The following is a 26,457-nucleotide window of genomic DNA, read 5'->3' on the forward strand; positions in this document are numbered from 1 at the left end:
TTGCAAAAAACTAATGGTATTAGTTATATTAAAACTAATACCATTAGTTTAATGGAGGGATGATGATGAAACTGACGCAAATAAATAATATATATCAATTGGCATTTTTACCGAATCTATTTCCTGTTAACTGTTATTTGGTGGAAGAAAGTGATGGGTTAACATTAATTGATGCAGCTTTACCATACTGTGCGAAAGGCATTTTACAGGCAGCTGAGAGAATCGGAAAACCGATTACGAATATTGTATTAACTCATGCGCACGATGATCATGTAGGGGCACTTGATGCTTTAAAACGAGTGCTTACGGATGTACCTGTTTTTATCTCAAAAAGAGATGCTCGTTTAATGGCTGGAGATATGACGTTAGAGCAAGAGGAACCAAATACACCGATTAAAGGTAGCGTATCAACTAAAATAAAGACGAGAGCAGATATCTTATTAGAAGATGGGCAACAAATTGGCTCGCTTCAGGCGATTGAAACACCAGGGCATACGCCAGGGTCTATGTCATTTTTAGATACAAGAAACGATGCACTAATCGCCGGTGATGCTTTCCAAACTCGTGGAGGAGTCGCGGTAGCAGGGCAATTGAAATGGCTATTTCCATTTCCTGCGTTTGGAACATGGCACGCAGAAACAGCATTAAAGAGTGCGCAAAAATTGTTGCATTATAAGCCGTCTGTATTAGCAACAGGGCACGGGAAGATGATTGAAAATCCAATCTCACATATACAACAAGCGATTGAACAAGCAAATCACTATCTAGCAAGAAAGGAAGGATAAAATGTCGCCAAGAATAGGACTTACAATACAGGATATTACAGAAGCTGCAGCACAAATTGCTGATACGAAAGGAATAGAGGAAGTAACATTAGCTGCACTGGCACAACATCTTGGGGTTAAGTCGCCGTCTTTATACAATCATGTGAAGGGGCTGCCAGATGTTCGGAAAAAGCTAGGTATATATGCGATGGAGAAACTGTATCATTTGCTCGAACAAGAGGTCGAGAACAAACAGAAAGATGATGCAATTCAGGCATTAGGATTCGCTTACGTGTCGTTTGTTCGAGAGCATCCCGGATTATATGAAGCTACTTTCTTAAGGGATGAAGATGTACAAAAAGCGGGAGATGGCATTGTATCAATTTGTTTACGTGTGCTACAGGAATACGATTTAAAAGGAGAACAAGCTTTGCATGCGACGCGTGGATTGCGCAGCATTTGTCATGGATTCGCGTCCCTTGAGCAGCACGGTGGATTTGGTTTGCCAATAGATGTAGATAAGAGTTTTCATTTACTATTGCGTTCGTTTATTGAAGGGATTCGTGTGATGAAGTAATAAATATTTGAATGCAAAGGAGAAGAGGGAAATGAATTTTGTGTTGTTCATGATTCTGTTTACGGTTGGTTGTGGATTGCTAGAAGCGAAGTTGCAAAAGGGTGTGAAATAAAATGTTTGCAGGACATTTTGGCTGAGCTGCAGCAGTGAAAGCAAAGTCACCGAAGATACCGCTTTGGGCTCTTATGTTAAGTACACAACTGTTGGATGTTATTTTTGTCCCTCTTTACGTATTGGGAATAGAGACCATGATACCTGTTGGGAATCATGGATATGGTGAAGTTGTAATACATGCGGATTATTCACATTCTTTTGTAGGAGCACTAAGTATTGCATGGTTGGCAAGTATTGTAGCAGGGAGGTGTTGGGAAAGGCGGGGTGGTTACGTTATTGGAGCGGTTGTTTTTAGTCATTGGATTTTAGACTTGCTTGTACATCGCATAGATTTGCCACTATTTCCAGGAAACTTTGGAAACCTTCCTTTGCTAGGATTAGGGCTGTGGAAAATTCCAGAAATCAGTATGGTGCTAGAATGTTTACTTATTATATTGGGCGGCTTTTTATATTTTCGATTTGTTGTTTCAAGTGCTACAAAATATAAAAAGCCTATAGCACAACTTGCTGGTGGTATAGTCGTAACTTTACTCATTCTGTCTTTTATTACGGATATATTTGGATTTGCCTCTTGAAAGAAACAATAAGATTGTAAGTGTAGCTATTATGACTCTAATAAAAGAAGAATTTCTGTATATAGGGTTTTAGAGAAGAAGCATAGTTTTCTCAATCGTGTTCGGGATTTAGGCAATACGTTTCAAAATCAATATGTCAATTTTGAAAAAAGATGAATGTAACGATTCATCTTTTTTTCGTGAATGATTATCGAATGTCGTAACTTTATATGTATACAATCCAAAAACAAATAAATACTAAATGAAGAATGAGCAATGAAAGGAAGATCTTAGTTATGCCAAATTTAACAGAGCTTGAGTTAGAAAATTTACGCCATATTATTGGGGGACACGCAACAATTGCAAATAAGTTAGATCAGTACGCGCAACAATGCACAGATCCTCAATTAAAGCAAATACTGCAACAAGATGCGCAAGCGGCAAGAAATACAAAACAACAATTAATGTCTTTTTTAGGATAGGAGGAAATGACAGATGAATGAAAAAGATATGGTAAATGATTATTTAGCAGGATTAAATGCAAGCTTAGCGAGTTATGCTCATTACATAGCGGAGTCCAATAATGAACAGTTACGTCAAACGTTAATTCATATTCGAAATCAAGATGAATTAAGACAACGCAAGGTATTTGAATATGCAAAGCAAAAAAATTACTACAAACCAGCGGCTCCTGCAAATCCAATGATTGTTCAGCAATTGAAAAATGAATTAAGTGCACAGTAGAGTGAAAAAACCGGGTAACATTTACCCGGTTTTTTGTATTTGGATATGTCAATAAATATGTAGAAAATATTTTTTTATATGTAACAAATATGACGAAAATAAAGGTGGATATTTCACGAAATATTCATAAAAAATGCTCAACATTTCACAGAGTATCCATGTTTTCTATATTGGAAGTCTTTATAATAATAAGTGTAAGCAGTAAAAATAGATGACATATTCAATTAGGAGAGATCACTATGAATAGAAACACAAGAAAGATCGCAATTATTGGAACTGGATTAGTTGGATCAAGCTGTGCGTATTCAATTGTGAATCAAGGCATCTGTGAAGAATTAGCATTAATTGATATAAATCATGAACGTGCAGTTGGTGAAGCGATGGATTTATCACACTGTATTAATTTTACAAATACAAGAACAAAAGTATATGCAGGTACGTATGAAAACTGCAAAGACATGGACATTGTTATTATTACAGCAGGTCCAGCGCCAAAGCCTGGACAAAGTCGATTAGATACTTTAGGGGCAAGTGCAAAAATTATGGAAAGTGTTGTAGCTTGTGTTATGAAAAGTGGATTTGATGGTATTTTCTTAATTGCTTCAAACCCAGTTGATATTATTACGTATCAAGTTTGGAAATTATCTGGTTTACCAAGAAATCGTGTGATTGGCACTGGAACATCGTTAGATTCCTCTCGATTAAGAACGATTTTATCTGAAATGTTAGAAGTGGATCCTCGTAGTATTCACGGTTATTCATTAGGGGAACACGGTGATTCTCAAATGGTTGCTTGGTCTCATGTAACAGTGGGAGGGAAACCGATTTTACAAATTTTAAAAGAAGGAAAAGAGCGTTTTGGTGAAATTGACTTAGATGAAATTGTGGAAAAAACTGCAAAAGCTGGTTGGGAAATTTATAAACGAAAAGGAACTACTTATTATGGTATTGGAAACTCATTAGCTTATATTGCTAAATCTATCTTTAATGATGACCATCGTGTAATCGCCGTTTCGGCTATTTTAGATGGTGAATATGGTGAGTATGATATTTGTACAGGTGTACCAGCAATTATTACAAGAGATGGTGTGAAAGAGGTTGTTGAACTAAACTTAACAGAAACTGAAGAAAACCGATTTGCAAAGTCAAACGATATTTTACGTGATTATATGAAAACAATTGGTTACTAAACTAGGAGAAGGTGAAACAGATGAAGGAATATATTATGTCTCGTGTTTTTAAAGGTTCTGCCGGAATTGCACAAGGTATTTTTGTATCCCTCGGAATTGGTTTGCTGATTGAAAATATTGGACGAATAGTTGATATACCGATGTTAATTACAATTGGAGTGGTTGCAAAATCACTTATGGCCCCAGCGATTGGAGCCGGAATTGCCTTTATGTTAGGAGCAAATGGGCTTGTCATTTTCTCAGCGATGATTGCTGGAGCCATTGGAGCTGGATCGATTTCAATCACTGCAGCTGGCCTAATGATTAACACTGGTGAACCGATTGGTGCACTATTAACAGCAACTTTGGCCGTTTATATCGGAAAACGATTAAGTGGAAAAACGGCTTTAGATATGATGCTTGTTCCTTCTGCTGCAATATTAGGTTCTGGTATTGTTGGGATTTGGTTATCTCAAAATATTAGCCCGGTCTTAAATGCAGTTGGTGCTTTTATTAAAGAAAGTTCAGCTGGTAGCCCATTTCTGGCTTCTATCGTACTAGCAGTTGCTTGGGGATTATTACTTATTTCTCCAGCTTCATCGGCAGCTTTAGCAATTGCGCTTAGTTTAGATGGAGTAGCAGGCGGTGCAGCGCTGGCAGGGTGTGTTGCACAATTTATTGGATTTTCTGTGATTTCAGCAAAAGAAAATAATTTAGGTGGCATTTTAGCACAAGCACTTTGTACTCCAAAAGTACAACTTCCTAATATCACTAAAAATCCAATCATTCTTCTCCCAACTGTTGTTGCAAGTGCAATTGTTGGTCCTGTTTCTGCACTCATTTTCCAACTGGAAGCAGGAAAAGAAATTGCTGGTCTTGGATTAAGCTCTTTCATCGCACCTATTAATTTAATTTCTAGCCAAGGATTTGATGTTGTACCAGCGATGGTAATCACTTATATCGTAATTCCAGTAGCAGTTTCATATGTCATTTATATCGCGTTACGAAAAGCAGGTCGTATTCATTCTGGAGATATGACTGTGCCGCAATCTTAAACGAAGGCTAAAAATCTCCTTTATATATAGATAAAAGCAGACTGAGGAAGCCACAGTCTGCTTTTCATTTATATGTTATGGGCAGTAAAATTCTTACCTCAAGATGCAAAATAGGTGGGAGTAGGGGAATCGGTGAGATAGTAGAAAATCACTATTGATTTGTTTTATAAGATTGCTTGACTGAAATAGTTATCCTGCTATATCTGTTTCCTAATAATAGCTGGATACTGAAATAGAGTATGCTTGCTAGTGTTATGCCAGATACAGCGTCGATAAAGGCATGTTGCTTTGTAAATAGTGTGGATAAAATGATGAGCATGCCAAAGAAAGTAAGCAAGTAATATTCCCATTTATGTTGCTCTCTTCGCTTCAAGGCAGCTAACATAATCACAAATGTTGTGAGAACATGAATGCTAGGGAAACAATTGACAGGCTGATCAATGCTATAAATGTAGCGAACTAAGTTAGAAAATAGATCAGTGCCAGCGACTGCCGGACGTGGTACAGTTGTTTGCCAAAGATAATAAATGGAAAAACAAGTTAATTTTCCAAGAATAATGCTACTTAATGTTACATAATATTGTTTTCTGTCGGCAAAGCAATAGTAGATGAGTGCACCATATAAATATGGAAACCAAATTAAATATGGGATAATAAATACTTTTACAAATGGAATCCAATCATCAATGATAGTTGTAGCATCGACAGCATGGACACTAGATTTATTCAGTACATCGTAAAGGGGACTTACGAGTACAAGTAGAAGTATATAAGTTAATGGAAGAAACGATGAAAGTTTATATTTTCTCATGATGATCTCCTATTATTTTGTAATGTAAGTAAACCTTGTTGATTATAATATAGAAACTTCAAATGAGCCATTGATTTTACTTACATTTTTGTCATTTGATTTAAAAATGGAGGGGTGCGGGATGAAGCATTTGTATTTCTTGTTCTTTTTTATACTTTTATGTTTAGTAGGAACTGGATGTACAAAGGGGGCAGAGGGAGGAGCATTAGAGTATAACGGCAGAGCGCTTGTCATTGGTGTTATTGGTGGAAAGCCAAAAGATACATTCAGAAATGTAAGGTTTGAAAATATAACATTAAACGAAATGAAACGAAAATCAGAGGAAGTAGATGGCTTTCTTGTGATGAAGGAGAAGTTTCAAGAAGCATCAAACGAACGGTATAAAGAATTGTTTTTATCAATAAAGAAACCAGTGTTTTTTATTGGCTTACAAGATAAATCTTATTCGCTTTTTATAAAGAAGAAGCTAGATTATAACCATGCACCGAAGGATGAAAATGCAATGTATACGCAAGGATTTGTAAATATCGGAAGCGGTGAAGGGCAGCAGTGGGGGATCGGTTTAACAAACGGTGGCGCTGCAGAGGAAAGTGTTCATAATATGTATATCATTGTGTTTCAGGCGATTGCAGATTATTTAAATAGATAATGAGAGGAGCCTTTAAATAAGGCTTCTTAATTTTGTCTAAACAAACGTTTGTTTAAGATGTATGTTCGCTCTATATACATTTGAAAATTAAATAAACGTTTGTTTAATATATATGTTCGCCCTAAATAAGATAAAAATATTTGTTTTTTGTTATATTATTGTCTTTAAATAGTGAAAAAAATAAAGAGATTTGCAGGATTATTAAAAATTATCACGAAATAAGTTAAAGTTTGAAGAAATAATGGTTTGAAATAATAAAACGTTTTCTATATGATAAAGGTAAAGGTTAGTAAAAAAGTAGGTGAATTTATGACAGTAACATTTTATTCATACCCAAAATGTGGCACATGTCAAAAAGCAAAGAAATGGTTTGAGGCAAACGATGTAGCATATGAGATGATTCATATTGTTGAAAATCCACCGTCACAAGAAGAATTACGCAATTTGCATACGAAAAGTGAATTGCCGTTAAAGAAGTTTTTTAACACAAGCGGTATGCGTTATCGTGAGCTTGGTTTAAAAGATAAGTTAAAAGATGCGAGTGAAGACGAAATGTTTGAACTTTTAGCGTCTGATGGTATGTTAATTAAACGTCCGATTGTAACAGATGGAACAAATGTAACACTTGGCTTTAATGAAGAGCAGTTTGAAAGTATGTGGAAAAAGTACCAATAAGGTATTTTTACATAATTAATACATTCACTGGAGGTACAGTCATGAGCATTCCAAATCATTTACGTTACTCTGAAGAACACGAATGGGTAAAAACTGAAGGTAATCAAGTTGTTATCGGTATTACTCATTTCGCACAAAGTGAGCTAGGCGATATCGTATTCGTTGAACTTCCTGAAGTAGGTGCAACACTTGAAGCTAATGAGCCATTCGGAAGCGTAGAATCTGTTAAAACAGTTTCTGAATTATACGCACCTGTAAGTGGTAAAGTTGTAGCAGTAAACGAAGAATTAAGCGATCAACCAGAACTTGTTAACGATTCTCCATACGAAGGTGCATGGATGGTGAAAGTTGAACTTTCTGATGCAAGTGAAGTTGAAAAACTATTAACTGCAGAAAAATACGCAGAAATGACAAACCAAGACTAATTTTATTTTAGATAAAAGAGGCAGCCTATGTGCTGTCTTTTTTAATTTTTATAGCACATTGTCATCAAAGGAATGAGAAACCATATCTACCTCACCTTCTGAGTAAGCCGCTTTCGCTTTTCGTATTGTCTAGCTCCAGCGGCTAGAATGTTCGGTGGCTTCGCTTCTTCCTACGAGGCAAAAATACGCCTCTACGTCAGAAGCTCCATCCCCCTCAAATTCTGAGCGAGCCGCTTGCGCTTTTCTTTGTAAAAATAAACAGGAAACAAGATGGAAATATCGAATATACTATATACTAAAGTAAGGTTGTTTTATAGTATATGGTGATCGGGTGATGACGCATGGTTTATGTAGAAAAGGTCATTATTGTAGAAGGAAAATCAGATAGAAGAAAGATTGAATCTATTATTCGAGAGCCGGTGGAAATTGTTTGTACAAATGGTACAATTGGTTTGTCGAAAATGGATGAGCTCATTGATCAGTTTTTTGATAAAGAAGTATATGTGCTAGTGGATGCTGATGATGCAGGAGAAAAGCTTCGCAAGCAATTTCGTAAGGAATTTCCGCAAGCTGAACATATTTATATTGATCGTTCATATCGTGAAGTAGCAACTGCACCGTCTTCACATTTAGCAAATGTATTATGGGGAGCTGACATTGACGTTTATACAGAATATTTACGGTAAGGAATGATGATAGAAGTGATTGACTGGACAGGTGCTGAAGCCGCAGATTTCATAGTGAATCAAGAAAAAACAGTGTTATATGTATATACTCCAATGTGTGGTACATGCCAATTGGCGAAAAAAATGTTAACTGTTGTAGAAGCAGCGATTGTTGACTTAGAAGTTGGCATGTTAGATTTAAATTATGCTCCGCATTTAGCACGTGAATATGAGATAGAAAGTGTTCCTTGTTTACTCATATTTGAAAATGGAACTTTGAAGAAGAAAATATATGCATTTCATTCAGTTGAATATTTATATAAGGAACTACAGTAGGCGGCAAAAAATTTGCCGCCTCGACACATTTCTTGGGAAATATGTTGAAATGGCAGAGGCAATACAGTATTTGTCGAGCGAAAGTAAGAGGATTGATGTTTAGGGAATGGAAAGGTATTAGTAGAAAGTGATATGAAGGATGTGATGAGAATGAATGTATATTCAATGCTTCAATCATTTGTAACACATGCTAATAAACAATATCATTTAGAACCTCTTCTGCGTCAAGAAGGAAAAGTCATTAGTATTCATTTTGGAGATGAGTGTCATTCCCTCCAAATTTCAAGGGATTATATACAGCTTTTAAAAGGAGATAGAGGAACCGAACAAATCCATTGCTTTAAAGAAGAAGATTTACAACAATTAGTTACGGGGAATGTTCGTTTGCAAAAGCTGATTCATGAAGGCCGTGTACACTATGCTGGGACATATCGCACGATGCTATTATTGGAGTCTATGTTTCATATTTGTAAACCAATGCCAATGGGTGCTTAATATTCTGAAATTTTTCTTTTTAAGAAATTTTCTATTGACAGAGTGAATGTATGTTGATAAAATTCAAGTCATAAAATATAGACAATTTCATAAATTTTGAATCAGAAGAAAATTGAATCTGATTTCTCTTATCAAGAGAGGTGGAGGGACTGTGCCCTATGAAGCCCGGCAACCGTCAACGATTTTGTTGAAATGGTGCCAATTCCTGCAAAGCAAATGCTTTGAGAGATGAGAGAAAGGATTATGTTGATATATGCATAAAAACCTTTCTGCTCATTGTAAAGCAGAAAGGTTTTTTGTTGTTTGAATGAGGAGGACATTCGAACGACAAGAAGAGCTAACAAAAAAATTAGCTATAGCAACAGTTAGGTTTAATTAATTCTCACATCAAAAATAAAAAATTGTGGGAGGAAATCTAAACGAGCCGCTTGCGCTTTTTAAATCAAAAAGGGGTGATACACCATGATTCTATTAGAGAACGTAAAGAAAATATATAAATCAAAAAGCGGTGATGTCACTGCTGTAGATAACGCCAACTTAAAAATAGAGAAAGGTGAGATTTTTGGTGTTATCGGATATAGTGGTGCTGGAAAAAGTTCTTTAATCAGATTGTTTAATCAATTAGAGAAACCGACTTCCGGACAGATTAAGGTAGCTAGTCGCGTGATTTCAGCGATTACAGGGAATGAACTTCGAAAGGCAAGACAAGAAATCGGAATGATTTTTCAGCATTTTAACCTACTTTGGTCACGAACTGTACGTGAAAATATTGCTTTTCCACTTGAAATTGCAGGTGTGGATAAAGAACAGCGAAAGAAACGTGTAGACGAGCTTATTCGTCTTGTCGGATTAGAAGGGAGAGGCGATGCCTACCCATCTCAACTGAGCGGCGGCCAAAAGCAACGTGTTGGGATTGCAAGAGCATTGGCTAACAATCCGAAAGTACTTTTATGTGATGAAGCAACATCAGCGCTCGATCCAGAAACAACAGATCAAATTTTAGATTTATTACTAGATATTAATAAGCGCCTTAACTTAACCATTGTGCTTATTACTCATGAAATGCATGTGATTCAAAAGATTTGTAATCGTGTTGCAGTGATGGAAAAAGGGAAAATTGTAGAGACAGGTCCTGTACTGGAGGTATTTCGTAATCCGCAGCAAGAGATTACAAAGCGATTTGTTCAGCAATTAACAGATTCTGAAGATACGAATGAAACAATTGAAAATTTATTAGAGAAATACCCAGATGGTAAAGTCATTCGTTTGCAATTTATTGGAGATTCTGTAGAGCGCCCAGTGTTACAAGGGTTAATGAGGCGAGATGATGTAGAAGTGAGCGTGCTTCAAGGGAATATCGCACAGACAAATAATGGAGCGTACGGAAGCTTAATTGTTCATTTAAATGGTGAAGAGGCAGCCATTCAGCAGGCAATAGCAGGAATCCATCAAGAGAAAGTGGAGCTGGAGGTGATTGCACATGGATAAATTGCTCACAAATGTCGATTGGAATCAAATGCTAGAAGCCACAGGAGAAACATTATACATGACGGCAATCGCAGCAATTGCCACATTTATTTTAGGACTTATGTTAGGATTATTGCTCTTTATGACAGCGAAGGATAACTTGTGGGAAAACAAAGTGATTCATACAGTAATCGGGGCATTCGTAAATATTTTTAGATCGATCCCGTTCATCATTTTAATTATTCTACTTATTCCGTTTACAAAGATTCTGCTTGGAACCATTCTTGGGGCAAGTGCAGCATTGCCTGCTTTAATCATTGGCGCAGCACCATTCTATGCGAGAATGGTTGAAATCGCGCTTCGTGAAATTGATAAAGGTGTGATTGAAGCTTCAAAGGCAATGGGAGCGAAAACAAGCACAATTATTTGGAAAGTATTAATTCCAGAATCTTTGCCAGCACTTGTATCTGGTATTACCGTAACGACAATTGCACTTGTTGGTTATACAGCAATGGCAGGTGTTGTTGGCGCTGGCGGACTTGGTACACTAGCATATTTAGAAGGATTTCAGCGGGGAAACAATGATGTGACAATTGTTGCGACAATTTGTGTATTGCTTGTTGTGTTCTTCATTCAATTTATTGGAGATTTTGCGACAACTCGAATTGATAAACGATAAATCAATTAAAAAATGGAAGGATGTTAACAGCATGAAAAAATTATTACTTTCAGCACTTATTATGACATCAATTTTTGGATTAGCCGCTTGCGGCGGGAAAAGTGAAGATAAGCTTGTTATCGGTGCTTCTAATGTACCGCATGCTGAAATTTTAGAGAAGGCAAAACCATTGCTTGAGAAAAAAGGTATTGAGCTCAAAATTGAAAAATTTCAAGACTATGTATTACCGAATAAATCATTAGCAGATAAAGAATTGGATGCAAACTACTTCCAGCATATTCCGTATTTGGAGAAAGAAATAAAGGATAAAGGGTATAAGTTTGAAATCGCGGGTAAAATTCATTTAGAACCGATTGGAGTATACTCTCAAAAATATAAAAGTTTAAAAGAACTTCCAGATGGAGCGACAGTAATTATGAGTAACTCTGTTGCTGATCATGGGCGCGGATTAGCAATCTTACAAAAAGAGGGCGTTTTAAAAATTAAAGATGGCGTAGATCCTGTGAAAGCAACAACAAAAGATATTGCAGAGAATCCAAAGAATTTGAAGTTTAAAACAGATATCGAACCAGGTCTATTGCCACAAGTGTATAACAATAAGGAAGGCGATGCGGTTTTAATTAATTCAAACTATGCAATTGATGCAAAATTAGACCCAGGAAAAGATGCGATTGCGCTTGAAGGCAACGATTCTCCATATGCAAACGTAGTGGTAGTTCGTAAAGGGGATAAAGATAAAAAAGAGATTAAAGCGCTTGTAGAAGTATTGCACTCGAAAGAAATTGAAGATTTCATCAATAAAGAATATAAGGGAGCAGTTGTTCCTGTAAAAGAATAATGGCAAGAAAAAAAGGCTGAGAAATTCTCGGTCTTTTTTCTTTATATATATAAGAAGAAAGGTGTATCATAATAAAATGTGAGGGAAAAATCTATACACATTTGTGAAAAAATTATTACTTTTTTTAAGCGTTTGCGATATCATTTTATTTGATATAAAATTAGAATGAGAATAAAATGAGAATGTGAATGTTTTAGGAATTTTTAAAATGTATATAGAGGATTAATGGAGGTATTGAGATGGCTGGTTCTACATTAACGGTTAAAGACTTACATGTATCAATCGATGGCAAAGAGATTTTAAAAGGTGTAAACCTGGAAGTGAAAGGTGGAGAAATCCACGCAATTATGGGACCTAATGGAACAGGTAAATCAACTTTATCTTCTGCAATTATGGGTCACCCAAAATATGAAGTAACAGAAGGAAGCATCATCATCGACGGTGAAGATGTATTAGAAATGGAAGTAGATGAGCGTGCACAAGCAGGTCTATTCCTAGCAATGCAATATCCAAGTGAAATTAGCGGAGTAACAAACGCTGACTTCTTACGTTCGGCAATTAACGCACGCCGCGAGGAAGGCGATGAAATTTCTCTTATGAAATTTATCCGTAAATTGGATAAAAACATGGAATTTCTAGAAATGGATCCAGAAATGGCACAACGTTACTTAAACGAAGGTTTCTCTGGCGGTGAGAAAAAACGTAACGAAATTCTTCAATTAATGATGATTGAGCCAAAAATTGCAATCTTAGATGAAATCGACTCTGGTCTTGATATCGATGCATTAAAAGTTGTATCTAAAGGTATTAACGAAATGCGCGGCGAAGAGTTTGGTTGCTTAATGATTACGCATTACCAACGTTTATTAAACTACATTACTCCAGACTTCGTTCACGTTATGATGAACGGTCGTATTGTAAAATCTGGTGGCCCTGAGCTTGCTCAACGTCTAGAAGCTGAAGGTTATGACTGGATCAAAAAAGAATTAGGTATTGAAGACGAAACAGCAGAGCAAGAAGCGTAAGAGAGGAGCATAAATATGACAATCGGTACATTACCTTTCGATCAAGAAACAATCCGTCAGCGCGCAAGCGAAGGAAACGAAGCTGCTTGGTTGACTGAGTTCCGCTTACAAGCTCTTGCACAAGCAACTGAACTTCCAATGCCAACGCCTGATAAAACAAAAATCGATAAATGGGACTTTATCGGAAAAGGCACTACTCCTAAGCAAGAGCCTGTAAGTTCTTTAGCGGAACTTCCAGAAGCAGTGAAAAACTTAATTGATGAAAATAATAACGTACTAGTGGGACGCACTGGCACAAAAGCATTTGTTTCTTTAGCGGATGAAGCAAAAGAAAAAGGTGTTATTTTTACAGATATCGTAACGGCTGCAACTGAGCATGCTGAATTAGTACAAAAGTACTTAATGAAAGATGGCGTGAAAGTGGATGAGCATCGTTTAACAGCACTTCACGCAGCATTAATCAATGGCGGGGCATTTGTATATGTTCCGAAAAATGTTGTACTTGAAACACCACTTCAAGCAGTATTCTTAGTAGATGGCGAAGAAGCAAACTTATATAACCATGTATTATTCGTAGCTGATGAAAACAGTTCTGCAACTTACGTGGAAAACTATGTAGCAAATGAAAATGTTACTGGTATTGCAAATATCGTAGCAGAAGTAATCGTAGAACAAGGTGCACAGGTGAAATTTGGTGCGGTGGACCTATTAGCGAAAGATGTAACAACGTATGTAAATCGTCGCGGTGTTGTAGGACGCGATGCTCGTATTGAATGGGCATTAGGTCTTATGAACGACGGTGATACAATTTCAGAGAACGTAACGAATTTAATGGGTGACGGATCATTTGCTGATACAAAAACAGTAACAATTGGTCGCGGCAATCAAACACAAAACTTTACAACAAAAGTTGTTCATTTTGGTAAACACTCTGAAGGTTATATTTTAAAACACGGTGTACAAAAGGATAGCGCAACTTCTATCTTTAACGGAATTGGTAAGATTGAACACGGTGCATCTAAATCAAATGCGCAACAATCTTCTCGCGTTCTTATGTTAAATGAAAAAGCACGCGGTGATGCAAACCCAATTCTTTTAATTGACGAAGATGATGTAATGGCAGGTCACGCAGCTTCTGTTGGCCGCGTAGATCCAGTACAACTATACTACTTGATGAGTCGTGGTATTCCGAAGAAAGAAGCGGAGCGCTTAGTCATCCATGGATTCTTAGCACCTGTAGTAAATGAGCTTCCAATTGAAGGAGTAAAAGCACAGCTTGTTGAGGTAATCGAAAGGAAAGTTCGCTAATGAATATTCATGAAATACGCAAACAGTTTCCAATTCTTGATCAAAAAGTGAACGGCAAACAACTTGTTTATTTCGATAGTGCAGCAACTTCTCAAAAACCAATTCAAGTGATTGAAACGTTAGAACGTTATTATAAAGAATATAATTCTAACGTGCATCGCGGTGTTCATACGCTCGGTACAAAAGCTACCGATGCGTATGAAGGTGCACGTGAGAAAGTTCGCAAGTTTATTAATGCGAAATCAATGGAAGAAATTATTTTCACACGCGGAACGACAACTGCATTAAATACAGTAGCAGCAAGCTATGGCCGTGAAAATGTAAAAGAAGGCGATGAAATCGTCATCTCTTACATGGAGCACCATAGTAACATTATTCCGTGGCAACAAGTTGCGAAGAAAACAGGGGCAACGTTAAAATATCTTCCGCTTCAGCCAGATGGAACAATCTCTATTGAAGATGCCCGTCAAACCATTACACCAAATACGAAAATTGTTTCTATCATGTATGTATCAAACGTACTTGGAACGATTAACCCTGTAAAAGAAATTGCAGAAATCGCTCATCAAAACGGTGCCATTATGGTCGTTGACGGTGCACAAAGTACACCTCATATGAAAGTAGATGTACAAGATTTAAACTGCGATTTCTATGCGTTATCCGCTCATAAAATGTGCGGGCCTACAGGTATCGGTGTATTATACGGTAAGAAGGAATTGCTAGAAAATATGGAGCCAATTGAATTTGGCGGTGAAATGATTGATTTTGTAGATTTACAAGATTCTACATGGAAAGAGCTTCCGTGGAAGTTTGAAGCCGGTACACCGATTATCGGTAATGCAATCGGACTTGGAGCAGCAATTGATTTCCTAGAAGAAATCGGTCTTGATAATATTGAAAAGCATGAACATGAATTAGCGCAGTACGCTTTAGAAAGACTATCAGAAGTAGATGGCGTTACAATTTATGGTCCAAAGCATCGCGCTGGTCTTGTTACATTTAATATTGATGAAGTACATCCACACGATGTTGCGACAGTATTAGATGTAGAAGGCATTGCGGTTCGCGCAGGACATCACTGTGCACAACCGCTTATGAAGTGGTTAAAAGCTTCTTCTACAGCACGTGCAAGCTTCTATTTATATAATACAAAAGAAGAAATTGATACATTTGTTGAAGCGCTAACGAAAACAAAGGAGTATTTCACAAATGTCTTTTAATAATTTAGATACGTTATATCGTCAAGTTATTATGGATCATTATAAGAATCCACGTAACCATGGCGTGTTAGAAGATAGTGTTACAGTTAACTTAAACAACCCAACTTGCGGCGATCGTATTCAACTTACGATGAAAGTAGAAGAGGGAATCGTGAAAGAAGCGAAGTTTGAGGGGGAAGGATGTTCCATTTCAATGTCTTCAGCTTCGATGATGACGCAAGCGGTAAAAGGAAAGAAAATTGAAGAGGCACTTAAGCTTTCGAAAATTTTCTCTGACATGATGCTAGGAAAAGAGTATGATGACAGCGTAGATTTAGGAGATATTGAAGCATTACAAGGTGTATGCAAGTTTCCAGCGCGTATTAAATGTGCAACATTAGCTTGGAAAGCGTTAGAAAAAGGCTTAAACGAAGAAAAGTAATGTGAGAAGTTCCTAAAGACGGAGTTATCTAAGGAGGGACATACCAACATGGCGAAACAAATGCCAGATATCGGCGATTACAAATATGGTTTCAAGGATAAAGACGTTTCGATTTTCCGTGCAGGTCGCGGTTTAACAAAAGAAATCGTAGAAGAGATTTCACATATGAAAGAAGAACCACAGTGGATGTTAGACTTCCGTTTAAAAGCACTGGATAAGTTCTATGAAATGCCAATGCCACAATGGGGCGGCGACTTAAATGATTTAGATTTCGATGAAATTACGTATTACGTAAAACCATCTGAGAAATCTGAGAAGTCTTGGGATGAAGTACCTGATGAAATTAAAGCAACATTTGATAAATTAGGTATTCCAGAAGCTGAGCAAAAATATTTAGCGGGTGTATCAGCGCAGTATGAATCTGAAGTTGTATATCACAACATGAAAGAAGACCTAGAAGCACTAGGAATTGTCTTCAAAGATACAGATAGCGCATTAAAAGAAAACGAAGATATTTTCCGTGAGCATTTCGGAAAAGTAATTCCGCCAACTGACAACAAATTTGCAGCATTGAACTCTGCAGTTTGGTCTGGTGGATCATTTATCTACGTTCCAAAAGGTGTAAAAGTAGATACACCACTTCAAGCGTATTTCCGTATTAACTCTGAAAATATGGGACAATTCGAGCGTACGCTTATTATCGTAGATGAAGGTGCACACGTACACTACGTTGAAGGATGTACAGCTCCTGTTTACACGACTAACTCACTTCACAGTGCGGTAGTAGAAATCATCATTAAGAAAGATGCATATTGCCGTTATACAACAATTCAAAACTGGGCAAATAACGTATACAATCTCGTTACAAAACGTGCGGTTTGTGAAGAAAACGCAACGATGGAATGGATTGACGGTAACATCGGTTCTAAATTAACGATGAAATACCCAGCTGTTATTTTAAAAGGTGAAGGTGCACGCGGTTTAACATTATCTATCGCGATTGCTGGTAAAGGCCAACACCAAGATGCTGGTGCGAAAATGATTCACTTAGCACCAAACACATCTTCAACAATCGTATCTAAATCGATTGCAAAACATGGTGGTAAAGTAACATACCGTGGTATCGTACACTTCGGACCGAAAGCGAAAAACTCTCGCTCTAACATCGAGTGTGATACATTAATTATGGATAACCAATCTACATCTGATACAATTCCTTACAACGAAATCAAAAACGATTACGTTTCACTTGAGCACGAAGCGAAAGTATCAAAAGTATCAGAAGAACAATTATTCTATTTAATGAGCCGCGGTATTTCTGAGCAAGAAGCAACAGAAATGATCGTAATGGGCTTCATCGAGCCATTCACTCGCGAACTTCCAATGGAATACGCAGTAGAAATGAACCGTCTCATCAAGTTCGAGATGGAAGGTTCTATCGGTTAATTTAAAAGTAAGAGCGTCCTGCTTGGCAGGGCGCTTTTTTATATGTAGTAAGAATTTTTGCCTCTTATAGGGATATCATCAATATTCTATTTTAAATATTAATATCTGAATTTTTACTATATTTTAGAAAAAGTTATTATTTGTATAAAATGTTAAATATTATAAAAATAGAAGGCGATTTAGAGCGAAAGATAGAATGTATTGTAGGTAGTTATCAATAAAACAAGAAGAAAGGGGAAATGAGTAGCTATGAAAAAGGTTTTAGGAGTTATTATGAGTTTTCTATTTGTTTTTATGTTTATGGGAGGAAACACGACGTTCGCAAAAGAAACATCAGAGAATTTTAGTTTTTCTCTTGAACAGGGAAAATCGTATCAATGGATGCCTGGGATGAACGATTTATTTTTGTTCGATCATCCAGTAAATGATGTAACTATTGGAGCGATGCAATATACTGGGGATGGAAGTGAGGCTAAAGTGACATATGAATTAGTTCCACTTAGTCCGCTCGGAAAATCTCATGCAAAAACATTAACGGGTACGTATACGAAAGAACAAGGAAAACTATATTTTTATAATGTTTCACGTGGAATCTACGTCATGAAAGTTACAAATCACTCTAGCAGTCCTGTATATGGAAATTTTTATGCGTTTTATTAAGTCGAATAAGCGATAAGAAAAAAGGTTCTCCCTATGTAGAGAACCTTTTTATAAATTTACCAATATATTCAAATTTCACTTCGTTATATAATGCGAGAAATTTTGAATTAAAACACTTTACGTTGATAAATAAATAACGATACACTCCATGAAATGAGATAAATACATGCGGTACTAATCGTAGCTATGGCATACAAAGTAGGGATAGATAAGCTGAAAAGAGCATTGGTAACAGTACTAAACTCTATTGCAAGAAATTGTATGGCACCTGGACCAAAAGCAGTTAATACTAAAAATGAGACTATAATAATTAAGAACATACGCTCTTGTTTAAATAGATAAAATAGTGGAAATGTAAAGGCTGAAAATAGTAAAAATAATGCATTGCTCATTACAATATGTTCTACAGTAAATGACTTTTGAAAGATAATAAGCATTGCGCTCGTTACAACAACTGCTAACAACATGTGAATGATTGTTCCAATATAACGTGAAGCGACAATTTCCTTGCGTGTATAGGGTAAAGAATTTAATAAAATATTTGTTTCTGTCTTTGCATCGTAGGCAGGCGTACTAAATGGGATTAAAATACTTGCAATCGTAAATGTTAAAATAGGGTGCTTGTTCATCACAATAAAAAAGATAATGAGACCTAAATACATGAGTAATTGCTTCTTCTGTAAAATGAAATCGCGTTTAATTAAATTAAGCATGGTGCCCTACTCCTTTCGAGTAATACATAATATCTTCTAATGAAGCACGTTCAATCAAAACCTCATTTCCAAAAATCCCTTCCACTTCGGCAACATTATTTGTTAATGCCTCAAAGCCAGTCGGGGCATGGTGAACATGTATAAAAGCTTTTTCTGTATCGCGGTCTAATAAATCTGTACTGCCTTTTACGAGAGCATAATTTTCCTCGATTTCATGAATCGACTGATTGAAGAGTAATTGTCCGTTTTTTAAAAAAGCGATAAAATCAGCGATGCGATCTAAATCTGTCGTAATATGTGTAGAGAAGAAAATGGTGCGATTGCCATCCAGCATTAATTCGTGCAGTAGATCAAGTAACTCACGTCTAAATATAGGGTCTAATCCTGCTGTTGGCTCATCCATAATAATCAACTCGGCATGATGCGATAGCGCAAGGGCTAATGAAACTTTCATTTGCATTCCTTTTGAAAATGTTTTAATCGGTTTATTCATCGGCAATTCGAACCGCTCTACATAGCGTTTAAATTGTATTTCATCCCAATTGTTATAAGCGGGTGCGACGATTCGCTTAATATCCTTTAGATTTAATCCCTCATAAAATACATTACTATCAAAAACAAAGCCGATACGCTCTTTAATTTCCTTTTCATGCGATGCGTAGTCTAAGCCAAATATTTTCACTTCACCTGCATCTGGTTTTAATAAGTTCATCATCATTTTAATGACTGTTGATTTTCCTGCACCATTTGAACCGATGAAACCTGTTACAAACCCCTTTTTGATTTGTAAATTTAATTGTTTGATCGAAAAGCCTTGAAAAGTTTTATGAACATCTCGTAGTTCTACTATATTTTCCATCTCTTTTACTCCTCATATAAAATAGTTAATAATTCATGAAGCTCGGCTAAAGGTACACCAATTTCTTTACTATTCGCAACAACAGCTAATAATTGTTCTTCAATCACTTTTAATTTTTTCTCACGTACTACGTCTAAATTTTGTTCAGCAACAAAAGATCCTTTCCCTACAATTGAATAAATAAAGCCTGCTTTTTCTAACTCTTCATACGCTCTTTTCGTTGTAATAATACTGACTTGTAAATCTTTAGCGAGCTGGCGCATGGAGGGGAGTGTCATTCCCTCCTTTAAATCACCATTTAAAATGAGTGATTTTATTTGATTCGTAATTTGTTCGTAAATCGGTTCCTTACTATTATTTGAAATAATTATTTGCATGCAAATCCCTCTTAGTATTCATATTGTATATATACTTTATATACAATATATATTTTTTATATTAAAAATGCAACGATTTTTCTGATTTTTTGGAGCGGAGTCATTTATAATCATTTCGGTTTAAAAATAAATTTTATCCCGCTATTTTAGGGCAGTAAGACTCCCACCTCAAGATGCAGAGAGAAGCAAGGAAGATAGGTGGGAGTAGGGCTGCCCGTAACAGCCCGATTGGTGAGGGCTCATAATCAGTGGGGGATGAAGAAAACCCCCACTGATTAAAGTTTCACTTTATATGAAAAGGGGAATCTTTTGCTTTTTCCTTTAATGAGAGTACAATGTAAAATAGCAAGAAAGGGCGAAAAGTATTTACAGGATTATTGTATACGCGTAGCGTAAAAGGCAGTAAGGATTTGAGAGGAGGTTTTTTCTCTGAATAGAAAGAAAGAAACAATCATCCACCTTTATCATACAAACGATATACATAGCCATTTTGAAAATTGGCCTCAAATTTCTCGGTTTGTATTAGAAGAGAAAAAGCGAAGACAAGAAGCTGGAGAGTCTGTTTTTACGTTAGATATCGGCGATCACGTGGATCGTTTTCATAGTATTACAGAAGCGACAAATGGGCGCGGGAATACGCAGTTATTAAATGAAGCGCTATATGATTATGTCACGATTGGAAATAATGAAGGAATTACACTAGCGAAGGAGCATTTAGACGATCTATACGATGATGCTGAATTTGAAGTGCTTGTAGCGAATTTATTTGAAAAAGAGGGCGTGCGTCCTAATTGGGCACAGCCGTATAAACTTCATACAACTACAGATGGCATTACCATTGCTTTTATCGGTTTAACGGTAGCCTATCCAGAGTTTTATAACATGTTAGGATGGCATATTGAAGAGCCGATGATACATTTAGAAGCGATCTTAGATGAAGTAAAAGATAAAGCGCATATTACGGTTGTCCTTTCGCATCTTGGGAAACATGCTGATGAATATATGGCAAATAATTATGATATAGATGTTATTTTAGGAGCGCATACACATCATTTATTTGAGCGTGGCATGCTCGTAAATGGAACGTTGCTTTGTTGCTGTGAGAAGTGGGGACATTATGTTGGACATGTACAACTTACTGTAGATAAGGAAACAAAACGATTATTGAAAAAAGACGGTAGAGCGATTAAAACAGAGCGTTTAAGCGCGTATAGTAAACCATTATCCACAATCGAGCTGTTGCAGGCAGAATGTACACATATTATGGAAGAGCCTGTTGTCCAATTAAAAGAGTCGCTGCCAATAGATTGGTTTAAAGAAACAGCATTTTCTCATATGTTAGCAAATGCGTTACGAAAATGGTGCGGGGCAGAAATTGGAATGGTAAATGCCGGAGTATTATTGGAAGGACTAGAAGCAGGAATTGTAACGCGCGGAGATATTCACCGAATTTGTCCACATCCGATTAATCCATGTGCATTACGAGTACCGGGGAAAACATTAAAGGAAGTTATTTTAAAAGCGCGTCGTCCGAATATGGAACAGCTTGAAGTAAAGGGATTTGGTTTTCGTGGGAAAGTAATGGGGAAGATGGTTTATGATGGACTAGAGGTGATATTTGATACGGTTCCTGGGAATAAAATTTTGATTGAGGATATATTAATTAACGGCGAATCAATCGAATTAGATCGTATCTATACGGTAGGGACAATTGATATGTACACATTTGGTTACTTATACCCAGAACTATCCACAATTTCTCATAAACAATACTATATGCCAGAACTGCTTAGAGATGTGTTAGCAAATATGTTGATAACTTCTACATCGTTTAATCAAACGATAGGCTAGTTAACCTGTAACACACATTTCTCTCTCCTCATACAGATAAGAAAGAGAGGAGTGGGTGAATGATGGTGAGTATAGAGCCTATTATTATTGATCAATATACGTTTATAGGAGTTAGCGTAAAGCTACCAAAGACAAATTTGCTAGCTATTATGAGCGATAAAGGATACATTATGTGCGGGGCATTAGATGTCGGTTTATTAAATGAGAAATTAAAAGACCGCGGGATTGTTGCTGGTCGTGCAGTTGGTGTTAGAACAATGGAACAACTGCTTGAAGCCCCGCTGGAATCGGTAACAGCTGAGGCAGAGAAATTAGGCATTACAGCAGGAACAATTGGAAAAGATGCACTATTAAAAATGATATAAGTATATATCGTCCCTCTTTCTTGCATAGAAATAATATAAGAAGGAGGGTTTCTTATGCGCACATTTCGTCCGAAGAATTCGCGGTTTAGACGTGGACCGCTTCCTTTTCGCCATGTACTACTTATCTCATTTATTATTTTTTTATTGTTGACATTTCAAGGATTGTGGATTGTGAATAAAAGTATACAGCCAACACTTATAAAGTATGGAGAAACACAAACGCATAAAATGGCAACAGTAGTAATGACAAAGGCGGTAAAAGATCGTATAAATGAAGGATTTAATGTGGATTCATTAATGAAGGTACAAAATGATAAGAATGGAAAAGTATCCACAATTGATTTAAATACGAAACAAGTAAATGAGATTTTAACATCCACAACGGCATACATAGAAAAGTATTTACATCAGGTGGAAAATGGGAATATGAAAGCGCTCGGCCTTCCAGAAGAGAGCGGAGTATCGATGTCCGTTCCGCTCGGACGCATAACAGATAATGCACTTCTTGGAAATATAGGACCCGATATTCCAATTGATTTTACAACGATTGGGCATGTTAGCACAGATATTAAGCAAAAAATCGAACCGCAAGGAATTAATAATACAGCTATTAAAATTATGATGGAGGTAGAGGTAACGTTACAAGTTATTATCCCATTTCGAACGAAAGATATTACAGTGAAGCAAGATATTCCAATTGCAACGCGAATTGTCCAAGGAGAAGTACCAGCTTATTATGGAAATGGCGGGATTGTAATACCTGATAAAAAGAAAACGGATGATTAATGGAATGAATATCATTTTGAGTTGTCTCAGTATGATTCAAGTGGCAACTAGATAGAAAGAAATAACCGTGGCAATTCGCCACGGTCATTTCTTTAAGCTAGCGCGTTCTTTTCGTTCCCATAAGCTTAAGTGCATATATGGATCAAAAGCCCATTCCGTGTAACCATTATCTTTATATAGCCCAAAGTGTAAATGAGGAGGAAATTTACCAGCTGTGCCGGGTGGCCCATATCCTGTATTTCCAACGAAGCCAAGAACTGTGCCAGGTTCTACAATTTGACCAAGCTGTATGTCTTTTGAAAATCCACCTAAATGAGCGTAATAATGATAGTTATTATACAGGTCGCGTATTCCAATACGCCATCCACCAAGACGATTCCAGCCTTTTGTTTCAATAATGCCGTAACAAGTCGATCGCACCGGGACGCCATGTCTTGCGAAAATATCAGTTCCTTCATGAATCCGTCTTCCGCCAAAGCTTCGTCCCGCACCAAAAGTACTGCGGTAGCTATGATCGCTGTGAATGGGAAGCGGGAAGGCATTTCCTTCTAAATTTATGCGTCCATAATGTTTATAAATTCGAGCATATTCCGTAATTAACTCCACGGTCTTGGCACGTCTATAATATTCCCAAAGCATAATTTTTATATGGTCTTCAGAAGTTCCTTGTTTTGTTATAATTGTTGCTATTGTGTGCAACAAATCACGGTCATGATTTGCATCTGCTCGTCCATCTTGATTACCATCTAAACCGATTCCAGCAAATAAAGAAATAGTATAAGGTAGAGTATCATGAGGAGCAGGATTAGCAGGCCCCGACCATATTTCTGGCTTGAAATAAATAGAAATAATCGCATCAGGTTTTTTCGGAATATCACGCCTAACGCTTCGTATATTACGTTCATATTGATCGATGGCAGCTAGATAATACCACGGAACACCCAAGGATTGCTCAGTCTCTTTGTAGAGTTCCATCCGTTTATCATATATGCTTTGTTTCTCTTCACCATAAGCAATGCCTTGCTGAAGAAGAAAGAAAATCGAAAGTAAGAGAGAAATTTTTCGAAGCATGAAATAGACTCCTTTCACAACATCACTCTCTTTAGTGTTAGATATACGGAATATTTCATTATAGTAAATCATTGGTAAAAAATCTTGCAATCTTCATTTGAGCAAATCGCTTTCATACGTTAAAATAGATATGTTACATTGAAAGAAGCGAACACGGTAAACTATTTCATATTGTGCGGAGTTGATAACATGACAAAACAAACAGAATATAAGCGCAAGCCCGAATGGTTGAAAATTAAGTTAAATACAAATGAAAACTATACAGGCTTAAAGAAAATGATGCGTTCTAAGCAGCTTCATACAGTTTGTGAAGAGGCAAAATGTCCGAACATTCATGAATGTTGGGCAGTAAGAAAAACAGCAACATTTATGATTTTAGGTGCAGTTTGTACACGTGCTTGCCGCTTCTGTGCGGTTAAAACAGGCTTACCAACAGAGCTTGATTTACAAGAGCCAGAACGCGTAGCGGATTCTGTTGTACAAATGGGATTAAAACACGTTGTTATAACAGCGGTTGCACGCGATGATTTAAAGGACGGAGGAGCTGCTGTTTTTGCTGAAACAGTGCGCGCAGTCCGCCGCAAAAATCCATTTACATCGATTGAAGTGTTACCATCTGATATGGGTGGGGTAGAAGAGAATTTAAGAATGTTAATGGATGCAAAACCAGATATTTTAAACCATAACATTGAAACGGTACGTCGATTATCTGACCGAGTTCGCGCAAGAGCAAAATATGATCGTTCCTTAGAATTTTTACGTCGTGCAAAAGAAATGCAACCTGATATTCCAACTAAATCGAGTATTATGGTGGGGTTAGGAGAAACAAGAGAAGATTTACTTGAAGCAATGGACGATTTACGTGCGAACAATGTGGATATTTTAACGCTTGGGCAATATCTGCAACCATCTAAGAAACACTTACCAGTTATTCGATATTACACACCGGCTGAATTTGCAGAGCTGAAAGAGATTGCGCTTAGCAAAGGATTCAGTCACTGTGAAGCTGGTCCACTTGTACGTTCTTCTTACCATGCAGATGAGCAAGTTCGCTCTGCAAAAGAGAATACAGTAGAAGCAAAATAATACAAAAAGGAGAGCAAATGATTAGCTCTCTTTTTTGTATTCTAAAACAGTATTTTGACATGTGGATAAAATTTTCTTTAATTCTTCTGTGGATAATTCAATTGTAAAGTCTGGAACACCTGGTGATATTAAAATTTTATCATAGTTATAGACAGAGCGATCCACAATAATTGTTACATCCTTCGAATAGCCAAAAGGAGCGACGCATCCAGGAATACATCCAGTTTGTTCTCTTAGTTCATCTGGTGAACAAAGAGAGAGATGTTGTCCGGTTATTGCTTTCATTTTGTTTTGATCTAGACGAGTTCCTTCTATTGTGAAGAATACATAATAAGAATTAGATTTTGATTTTAAAAATAGGCTTTTGCTTGGAGCCCCTTGCAAACCAAGGCGCTCGCGAACAACTCGATCTGTTTCGTAATCGAGAACTGGCTCATGTTCAAACTTTTCGTAAGAAGCGTTTGTTTTATGTAGTAAAGATATTACTTCTTCATACATACTTTGTGATACCCCTTCCTATGTTTGTTACAAGTTCATCTCATTTTTCATACATGTTGTAAAACAATAATGAGCATGTTTAAGCATCTTCTCGTGATGTCAACTGAATGAATTTGAAAGGGATGTTTTTTGTGAGTACTATGTTATATACTATTGTTTCCACAGTCTGTGGATTGTCGGTTGTTCAGAAATTGTAATTTCATAAACATCAGGGTTGCTTATGTTTTTCCATTCTTGAAAGCCAATCTGATGATGAAAGTACTTTAGAATAAGCGTTAGCAGATTTCCATGTGTAACAAGTATCGTTACTTGATGCTCTTTTTCTAAAACATGCTTGATTAATGAAGCTACACGTTCCATCGCTTGTTTTGTTGACTCTCCGCCTAAGAAGGCGATATCTATATTTGTAAAAGTATATTCTAATTTCTGTAGCCAATCTTCCATGGGCCTATTACTCAGTATACGTTCGGCTAAGCGTTCATCTTGCTCAATTTGTAGGTTTGCTAGTGATGCAAACGGTGTAATGGACTGAATCGCTCTTTTAAAAGGACTCGAAATAATGGAATCGATTTGTAAGCGACTTGTCATAAGAAATTCGGCAAGGGCAGATGATTGCTTTTCGCCTTCAATTGTGAGCGTTGCATCACGATTTTGTCCTGTTGCAGAGCAGTGCCGGATTACAATTAACTTCTTCAAATTTCATCCCTCACTTTTCAAGTTGACGCTACATAACTTCGACAAATGGAAGAAAAAT

Annotated in this window: 33 protein-coding genes and 1 riboswitch; of the genes, 26 read left to right on the plus strand and 7 right to left on the minus strand. The window is 36.8% G+C overall.

Going from position 1 to position 26,457, the window contains the following annotated elements:
• Positions 1 to 65: 65 nt before the first annotated feature.
• From MR063_RS13320 to MR063_RS13350, 7 genes are all read left to right on the plus strand, one after another.
• A complete protein-coding gene (locus MR063_RS13320) occupies positions 66 to 785 on the plus strand; it encodes an MBL fold metallo-hydrolase (protein ID WP_242198427.1) in 720 nt (239 codons plus the stop codon).
• A 1-nt stretch (position 786) separates the two neighbouring features.
• Positions 787 to 1,341: a TetR/AcrR family transcriptional regulator gene (locus MR063_RS13325; protein ID WP_242198430.1), complete on the plus strand. Its 555-nt coding sequence runs from the start codon at positions 787 to 789 to the stop codon at positions 1,339 to 1,341.
• Positions 1,342 to 1,487: 146 nt separating this feature from the next.
• Positions 1,488 to 2,030, plus strand: a complete 543-nt coding sequence (locus MR063_RS13330) for a permease (RefSeq protein ID WP_242198433.1) — start codon at positions 1,488 to 1,490, stop codon at positions 2,028 to 2,030.
• Positions 2,031 to 2,305: 275 nt separating this feature from the next.
• Entirely contained in the window at positions 2,306 to 2,491 is a 186-nt protein-coding gene (locus MR063_RS13335) for a hypothetical protein (protein ID WP_242198436.1), read from the plus strand.
• A 13-nt stretch (positions 2,492 to 2,504) separates the two neighbouring features.
• Positions 2,505 to 2,753 (plus strand): spore coat protein, encoded by a 249-nt coding sequence (locus MR063_RS13340; protein WP_012096044.1) that lies wholly within the window; start codon positions 2,505 to 2,507, stop codon positions 2,751 to 2,753.
• 239 nt (positions 2,754 to 2,992) lie between these two features.
• Positions 2,993 to 3,943 (plus strand): L-lactate dehydrogenase, encoded by a 951-nt coding sequence (locus MR063_RS13345; RefSeq protein ID WP_472927037.1) that lies wholly within the window; start codon positions 2,993 to 2,995, stop codon positions 3,941 to 3,943.
• A gap of 20 nt (positions 3,944 to 3,963) precedes the next feature.
• Positions 3,964 to 4,977: a PTS sugar transporter subunit IIC gene (locus MR063_RS13350; protein WP_242144006.1), complete on the plus strand. Its 1,014-nt coding sequence runs from the start codon at positions 3,964 to 3,966 to the stop codon at positions 4,975 to 4,977.
• A gap of 151 nt (positions 4,978 to 5,128) precedes the next feature.
• On the opposite strand, the gene MR063_RS13355 is transcribed toward MR063_RS13350, so the two are convergent.
• Positions 5,129 to 5,788: a phosphatase PAP2 family protein gene (locus tag MR063_RS13355; RefSeq protein ID WP_242198438.1), complete on the minus strand. Its 660-nt coding sequence runs from the start codon at positions 5,786 to 5,788 to the stop codon at positions 5,129 to 5,131.
• Positions 5,789 to 5,909: 121 nt separating this feature from the next.
• On the opposite strand from MR063_RS13355, the gene MR063_RS13360 reads away from it, so the two are divergent.
• The 15 genes from MR063_RS13360 to MR063_RS13430 all read left to right on the plus strand — a co-directional run bounded on the left by MR063_RS13360 (position 5,910) and on the right by MR063_RS13430 (position 18,097).
• On the plus strand, positions 5,910 to 6,437 hold the full coding sequence (locus MR063_RS13360) for a hypothetical protein (protein ID WP_242198441.1): 528 nt from the start codon (positions 5,910 to 5,912) through the stop codon (positions 6,435 to 6,437).
• A 309-nt stretch (positions 6,438 to 6,746) separates the two neighbouring features.
• A complete protein-coding gene (locus MR063_RS13365; RefSeq protein ID WP_242144009.1) occupies positions 6,747 to 7,112 on the plus strand; it encodes an arsenate reductase family protein in 366 nt (121 codons plus the stop codon).
• A 41-nt stretch (positions 7,113 to 7,153) separates the two neighbouring features.
• The gene (gene gcvH, locus MR063_RS13370) at positions 7,154 to 7,537 is read left to right on the plus strand and encodes a glycine cleavage system protein GcvH (protein ID WP_242198443.1); all 384 of its coding nucleotides are present in this window, start codon (positions 7,154 to 7,156) and stop codon (positions 7,535 to 7,537) included.
• A gap of 341 nt (positions 7,538 to 7,878) precedes the next feature.
• Positions 7,879 to 8,223, plus strand: coding sequence for a toprim domain-containing protein (locus MR063_RS13375; RefSeq protein WP_012096037.1), 345 nt, complete (start codon positions 7,879 to 7,881; stop codon positions 8,221 to 8,223).
• A 6-nt stretch (positions 8,224 to 8,229) separates the two neighbouring features.
• Complete coding sequence (locus MR063_RS13380; RefSeq protein ID WP_242198446.1) at positions 8,230 to 8,538, plus strand: thioredoxin family protein; 309 nt, start codon at positions 8,230 to 8,232, stop codon at positions 8,536 to 8,538.
• 150 nt (positions 8,539 to 8,688) lie between these two features.
• The gene (locus MR063_RS13385) at positions 8,689 to 9,033 is read left to right on the plus strand and encodes a hypothetical protein (RefSeq protein WP_242144011.1); all 345 of its coding nucleotides are present in this window, start codon (positions 8,689 to 8,691) and stop codon (positions 9,031 to 9,033) included.
• 125 nt (positions 9,034 to 9,158) lie between these two features.
• Positions 9,159 to 9,268, plus strand: a riboswitch (SAM riboswitch).
• Positions 9,269 to 9,495: 227 nt separating this feature from the next.
• Positions 9,496 to 10,521 (plus strand): methionine ABC transporter ATP-binding protein, encoded by a 1,026-nt coding sequence (locus MR063_RS13390; protein WP_242198448.1) that lies wholly within the window; start codon positions 9,496 to 9,498, stop codon positions 10,519 to 10,521.
• Positions 10,514 to 11,179, plus strand: coding sequence for a methionine ABC transporter permease (locus MR063_RS13395; protein ID WP_087099317.1), 666 nt, complete (start codon positions 10,514 to 10,516; stop codon positions 11,177 to 11,179). The genes MR063_RS13390 and MR063_RS13395 overlap by 8 nt, the downstream gene beginning before the upstream one ends.
• A 31-nt stretch (positions 11,180 to 11,210) precedes the next feature.
• On the plus strand, positions 11,211 to 12,017 hold the full coding sequence (metQ, locus tag MR063_RS13400) for a methionine ABC transporter substrate-binding lipoprotein MetQ (protein ID WP_242198451.1): 807 nt from the start codon (positions 11,211 to 11,213) through the stop codon (positions 12,015 to 12,017).
• Between the two features lie 239 nt (positions 12,018 to 12,256).
• Positions 12,257 to 13,042, plus strand: a complete 786-nt coding sequence (sufC, locus tag MR063_RS13405; protein ID WP_017153244.1) for a Fe-S cluster assembly ATPase SufC — start codon at positions 12,257 to 12,259, stop codon at positions 13,040 to 13,042.
• Between the two features lie 15 nt (positions 13,043 to 13,057).
• Positions 13,058 to 14,350: a Fe-S cluster assembly protein SufD gene (sufD, locus tag MR063_RS13410; protein WP_242198454.1), complete on the plus strand. Its 1,293-nt coding sequence runs from the start codon at positions 13,058 to 13,060 to the stop codon at positions 14,348 to 14,350.
• Entirely contained in the window at positions 14,350 to 15,570 is a 1,221-nt protein-coding gene (gene sufS, locus MR063_RS13415) for a cysteine desulfurase SufS (RefSeq protein ID WP_012096029.1), read from the plus strand. Before sufD ends, sufS begins: the two co-directional genes overlap by 1 nt.
• Positions 15,560 to 15,991: a Fe-S cluster assembly sulfur transfer protein SufU gene (gene sufU, locus MR063_RS13420; RefSeq protein WP_087099315.1), complete on the plus strand. Its 432-nt coding sequence runs from the start codon at positions 15,560 to 15,562 to the stop codon at positions 15,989 to 15,991. Before sufS ends, sufU begins: the two co-directional genes overlap by 11 nt.
• 48 nt (positions 15,992 to 16,039) lie before the next feature.
• A complete protein-coding gene (gene sufB, locus MR063_RS13425) occupies positions 16,040 to 17,437 on the plus strand; it encodes a Fe-S cluster assembly protein SufB (RefSeq protein WP_087099313.1) in 1,398 nt (465 codons plus the stop codon).
• A gap of 249 nt (positions 17,438 to 17,686) precedes the next feature.
• Positions 17,687 to 18,097, plus strand: coding sequence for a hypothetical protein (locus tag MR063_RS13430; RefSeq protein ID WP_242198457.1), 411 nt, complete (start codon positions 17,687 to 17,689; stop codon positions 18,095 to 18,097).
• Positions 18,098 to 18,204: 107 nt separating this feature from the next.
• On the opposite strand, the gene MR063_RS13435 is transcribed toward MR063_RS13430, so the two are convergent.
• The 3 genes from MR063_RS13435 to MR063_RS13445 are packed head-to-tail and all read right to left on the minus strand — an operon-like array spanning position 18,205 to position 20,046.
• Complete coding sequence (locus MR063_RS13435; protein WP_242198460.1) at positions 18,205 to 18,810, minus strand: ABC-2 transporter permease; 606 nt, start codon at positions 18,808 to 18,810, stop codon at positions 18,205 to 18,207.
• On the minus strand, positions 18,803 to 19,669 hold the full coding sequence (locus tag MR063_RS13440; RefSeq protein ID WP_242198463.1) for an ABC transporter ATP-binding protein: 867 nt from the start codon (positions 19,667 to 19,669) through the stop codon (positions 18,803 to 18,805). Before MR063_RS13440 ends, MR063_RS13435 begins: the two co-directional genes overlap by 8 nt.
• A 5-nt stretch (positions 19,670 to 19,674) precedes the next feature.
• Positions 19,675 to 20,046 (minus strand): GntR family transcriptional regulator, encoded by a 372-nt coding sequence (locus MR063_RS13445; RefSeq protein WP_242144019.1) that lies wholly within the window; start codon positions 20,044 to 20,046, stop codon positions 19,675 to 19,677.
• Positions 20,047 to 20,496: 450 nt separating this feature from the next.
• Between MR063_RS13445 and MR063_RS13450 the strand changes: the two genes are divergently transcribed.
• From MR063_RS13450 to yunB, 3 genes are all read left to right on the plus strand, one after another.
• Positions 20,497 to 21,897 carry a bifunctional metallophosphatase/5'-nucleotidase gene (locus MR063_RS13450; RefSeq protein WP_396021841.1) on the plus strand — a complete coding sequence of 467 codons (1,401 nt, stop codon included), beginning with the start codon at positions 20,497 to 20,499 and terminating at the stop codon, positions 21,895 to 21,897.
• A gap of 62 nt (positions 21,898 to 21,959) precedes the next feature.
• Positions 21,960 to 22,262, plus strand: a complete 303-nt coding sequence (locus MR063_RS13455; protein ID WP_242144020.1) for a YunC family protein — start codon at positions 21,960 to 21,962, stop codon at positions 22,260 to 22,262.
• Between the two features lie 54 nt (positions 22,263 to 22,316).
• A complete protein-coding gene (yunB, locus tag MR063_RS13460) occupies positions 22,317 to 23,048 on the plus strand; it encodes a sporulation protein YunB (protein WP_242144021.1) in 732 nt (243 codons plus the stop codon).
• An 84-nt stretch (positions 23,049 to 23,132) separates the two neighbouring features.
• Here the strand turns inward: yunB and MR063_RS13465 are convergent, their stop codons facing one another.
• Positions 23,133 to 24,119 (minus strand): M23 family metallopeptidase, encoded by a 987-nt coding sequence (locus MR063_RS13465; protein ID WP_242198466.1) that lies wholly within the window; start codon positions 24,117 to 24,119, stop codon positions 23,133 to 23,135.
• Between the two features lie 189 nt (positions 24,120 to 24,308).
• Here MR063_RS13465 and lipA point away from each other — a divergent pair, with 189 nt between their 5' ends.
• Entirely contained in the window at positions 24,309 to 25,205 is an 897-nt protein-coding gene (lipA, locus tag MR063_RS13470) for a lipoyl synthase (RefSeq protein WP_242198469.1), read from the plus strand.
• A 21-nt stretch (positions 25,206 to 25,226) separates the two neighbouring features.
• Here the strand turns inward: lipA and MR063_RS13475 are convergent, their stop codons facing one another.
• Both MR063_RS13475 and MR063_RS13480 read right to left on the minus strand, forming a co-directional pair.
• Complete coding sequence (locus MR063_RS13475) at positions 25,227 to 25,703, minus strand: YbaK/EbsC family protein (protein ID WP_242198473.1); 477 nt, start codon at positions 25,701 to 25,703, stop codon at positions 25,227 to 25,229.
• A gap of 150 nt (positions 25,704 to 25,853) precedes the next feature.
• Entirely contained in the window at positions 25,854 to 26,399 is a 546-nt protein-coding gene (locus MR063_RS13480) for a histidine phosphatase family protein (RefSeq protein ID WP_242198477.1), read from the minus strand.
• Positions 26,400 to 26,457: the final 58 nt, after the last annotated feature.

Origin of the sequence: Bacillus cereus group sp. BfR-BA-01492 (assembly GCF_022662815.1) — a bacterium.
Lineage (GTDB): Bacteria > Bacillota > Bacilli > Bacillales > Bacillaceae_G > Bacillus_A > Bacillus_A cereus_BD.

What these genes read in the sequence shown, in the direction of transcription:
- MR063_RS13395 (WP_087099317.1), top strand. Translation starts at nt 10,514, where the DNA reads ATGGATAAATTGCTCACAAATGTCGATTGGAATCAAATGCTAGAAGCC.
- MR063_RS13335 (WP_242198436.1), top strand. Translation starts at nt 2,306, where the DNA reads ATGCCAAATTTAACAGAGCTTGAGTTAGAAAATTTACGCCATATTATT.
- sufB (WP_087099313.1), top strand. Translation starts at nt 16,040, where the DNA reads ATGGCGAAACAAATGCCAGATATCGGCGATTACAAATATGGTTTCAAG.
- MR063_RS13445 (WP_242144019.1), bottom strand. Translation starts at nt 20,046, where the DNA reads ATGCAAATAATTATTTCAAATAATAGTAAGGAACCGATTTACGAACAA.
- sufU (WP_087099315.1), top strand. Translation starts at nt 15,560, where the DNA reads ATGTCTTTTAATAATTTAGATACGTTATATCGTCAAGTTATTATGGAT.
- MR063_RS13325 (WP_242198430.1), top strand. Translation starts at nt 787, where the DNA reads ATGTCGCCAAGAATAGGACTTACAATACAGGATATTACAGAAGCTGCA.
- yunB (WP_242144021.1), top strand. Translation starts at nt 22,317, where the DNA reads ATGCGCACATTTCGTCCGAAGAATTCGCGGTTTAGACGTGGACCGCTT.
- MR063_RS13475 (WP_242198473.1), bottom strand. Translation starts at nt 25,703, where the DNA reads ATGTATGAAGAAGTAATATCTTTACTACATAAAACAAACGCTTCTTAC.
- sufC (WP_017153244.1), top strand. Translation starts at nt 12,257, where the DNA reads ATGGCTGGTTCTACATTAACGGTTAAAGACTTACATGTATCAATCGAT.
- MR063_RS13455 (WP_242144020.1), top strand. Translation starts at nt 21,960, where the DNA reads ATGGTGAGTATAGAGCCTATTATTATTGATCAATATACGTTTATAGGA.
- MR063_RS13430 (WP_242198457.1), top strand. Translation starts at nt 17,687, where the DNA reads ATGAAAAAGGTTTTAGGAGTTATTATGAGTTTTCTATTTGTTTTTATG.
- MR063_RS13365 (WP_242144009.1), top strand. Translation starts at nt 6,747, where the DNA reads ATGACAGTAACATTTTATTCATACCCAAAATGTGGCACATGTCAAAAA.
- lipA (WP_242198469.1), top strand. Translation starts at nt 24,309, where the DNA reads ATGACAAAACAAACAGAATATAAGCGCAAGCCCGAATGGTTGAAAATT.
- MR063_RS13355 (WP_242198438.1), bottom strand. Translation starts at nt 5,788, where the DNA reads ATGAGAAAATATAAACTTTCATCGTTTCTTCCATTAACTTATATACTT.
- gcvH (WP_242198443.1), top strand. Translation starts at nt 7,154, where the DNA reads ATGAGCATTCCAAATCATTTACGTTACTCTGAAGAACACGAATGGGTA.
- MR063_RS13345 (WP_472927037.1), top strand. Translation starts at nt 2,993, where the DNA reads ATGAATAGAAACACAAGAAAGATCGCAATTATTGGAACTGGATTAGTT.
- MR063_RS13380 (WP_242198446.1), top strand. Translation starts at nt 8,230, where the DNA reads ATGATAGAAGTGATTGACTGGACAGGTGCTGAAGCCGCAGATTTCATA.
- MR063_RS13320 (WP_242198427.1), top strand. Translation starts at nt 66, where the DNA reads ATGAAACTGACGCAAATAAATAATATATATCAATTGGCATTTTTACCG.
- MR063_RS13375 (WP_012096037.1), top strand. Translation starts at nt 7,879, where the DNA reads ATGGTTTATGTAGAAAAGGTCATTATTGTAGAAGGAAAATCAGATAGA.
- sufD (WP_242198454.1), top strand. Translation starts at nt 13,058, where the DNA reads ATGACAATCGGTACATTACCTTTCGATCAAGAAACAATCCGTCAGCGC.
- MR063_RS13465 (WP_242198466.1), bottom strand. Translation starts at nt 24,119, where the DNA reads ATGCTTCGAAAAATTTCTCTCTTACTTTCGATTTTCTTTCTTCTTCAG.
- MR063_RS13440 (WP_242198463.1), bottom strand. Translation starts at nt 19,669, where the DNA reads ATGGAAAATATAGTAGAACTACGAGATGTTCATAAAACTTTTCAAGGC.
- metQ (WP_242198451.1), top strand. Translation starts at nt 11,211, where the DNA reads ATGAAAAAATTATTACTTTCAGCACTTATTATGACATCAATTTTTGGA.
- MR063_RS13435 (WP_242198460.1), bottom strand. Translation starts at nt 18,810, where the DNA reads ATGCTTAATTTAATTAAACGCGATTTCATTTTACAGAAGAAGCAATTA.
- MR063_RS13350 (WP_242144006.1), top strand. Translation starts at nt 3,964, where the DNA reads ATGAAGGAATATATTATGTCTCGTGTTTTTAAAGGTTCTGCCGGAATT.
- MR063_RS13390 (WP_242198448.1), top strand. Translation starts at nt 9,496, where the DNA reads ATGATTCTATTAGAGAACGTAAAGAAAATATATAAATCAAAAAGCGGT.
- sufS (WP_012096029.1), top strand. Translation starts at nt 14,350, where the DNA reads ATGAATATTCATGAAATACGCAAACAGTTTCCAATTCTTGATCAAAAA.
- MR063_RS13360 (WP_242198441.1), top strand. Translation starts at nt 5,910, where the DNA reads ATGAAGCATTTGTATTTCTTGTTCTTTTTTATACTTTTATGTTTAGTA.
- MR063_RS13340 (WP_012096044.1), top strand. Translation starts at nt 2,505, where the DNA reads ATGAATGAAAAAGATATGGTAAATGATTATTTAGCAGGATTAAATGCA.
- MR063_RS13385 (WP_242144011.1), top strand. Translation starts at nt 8,689, where the DNA reads ATGAATGTATATTCAATGCTTCAATCATTTGTAACACATGCTAATAAA.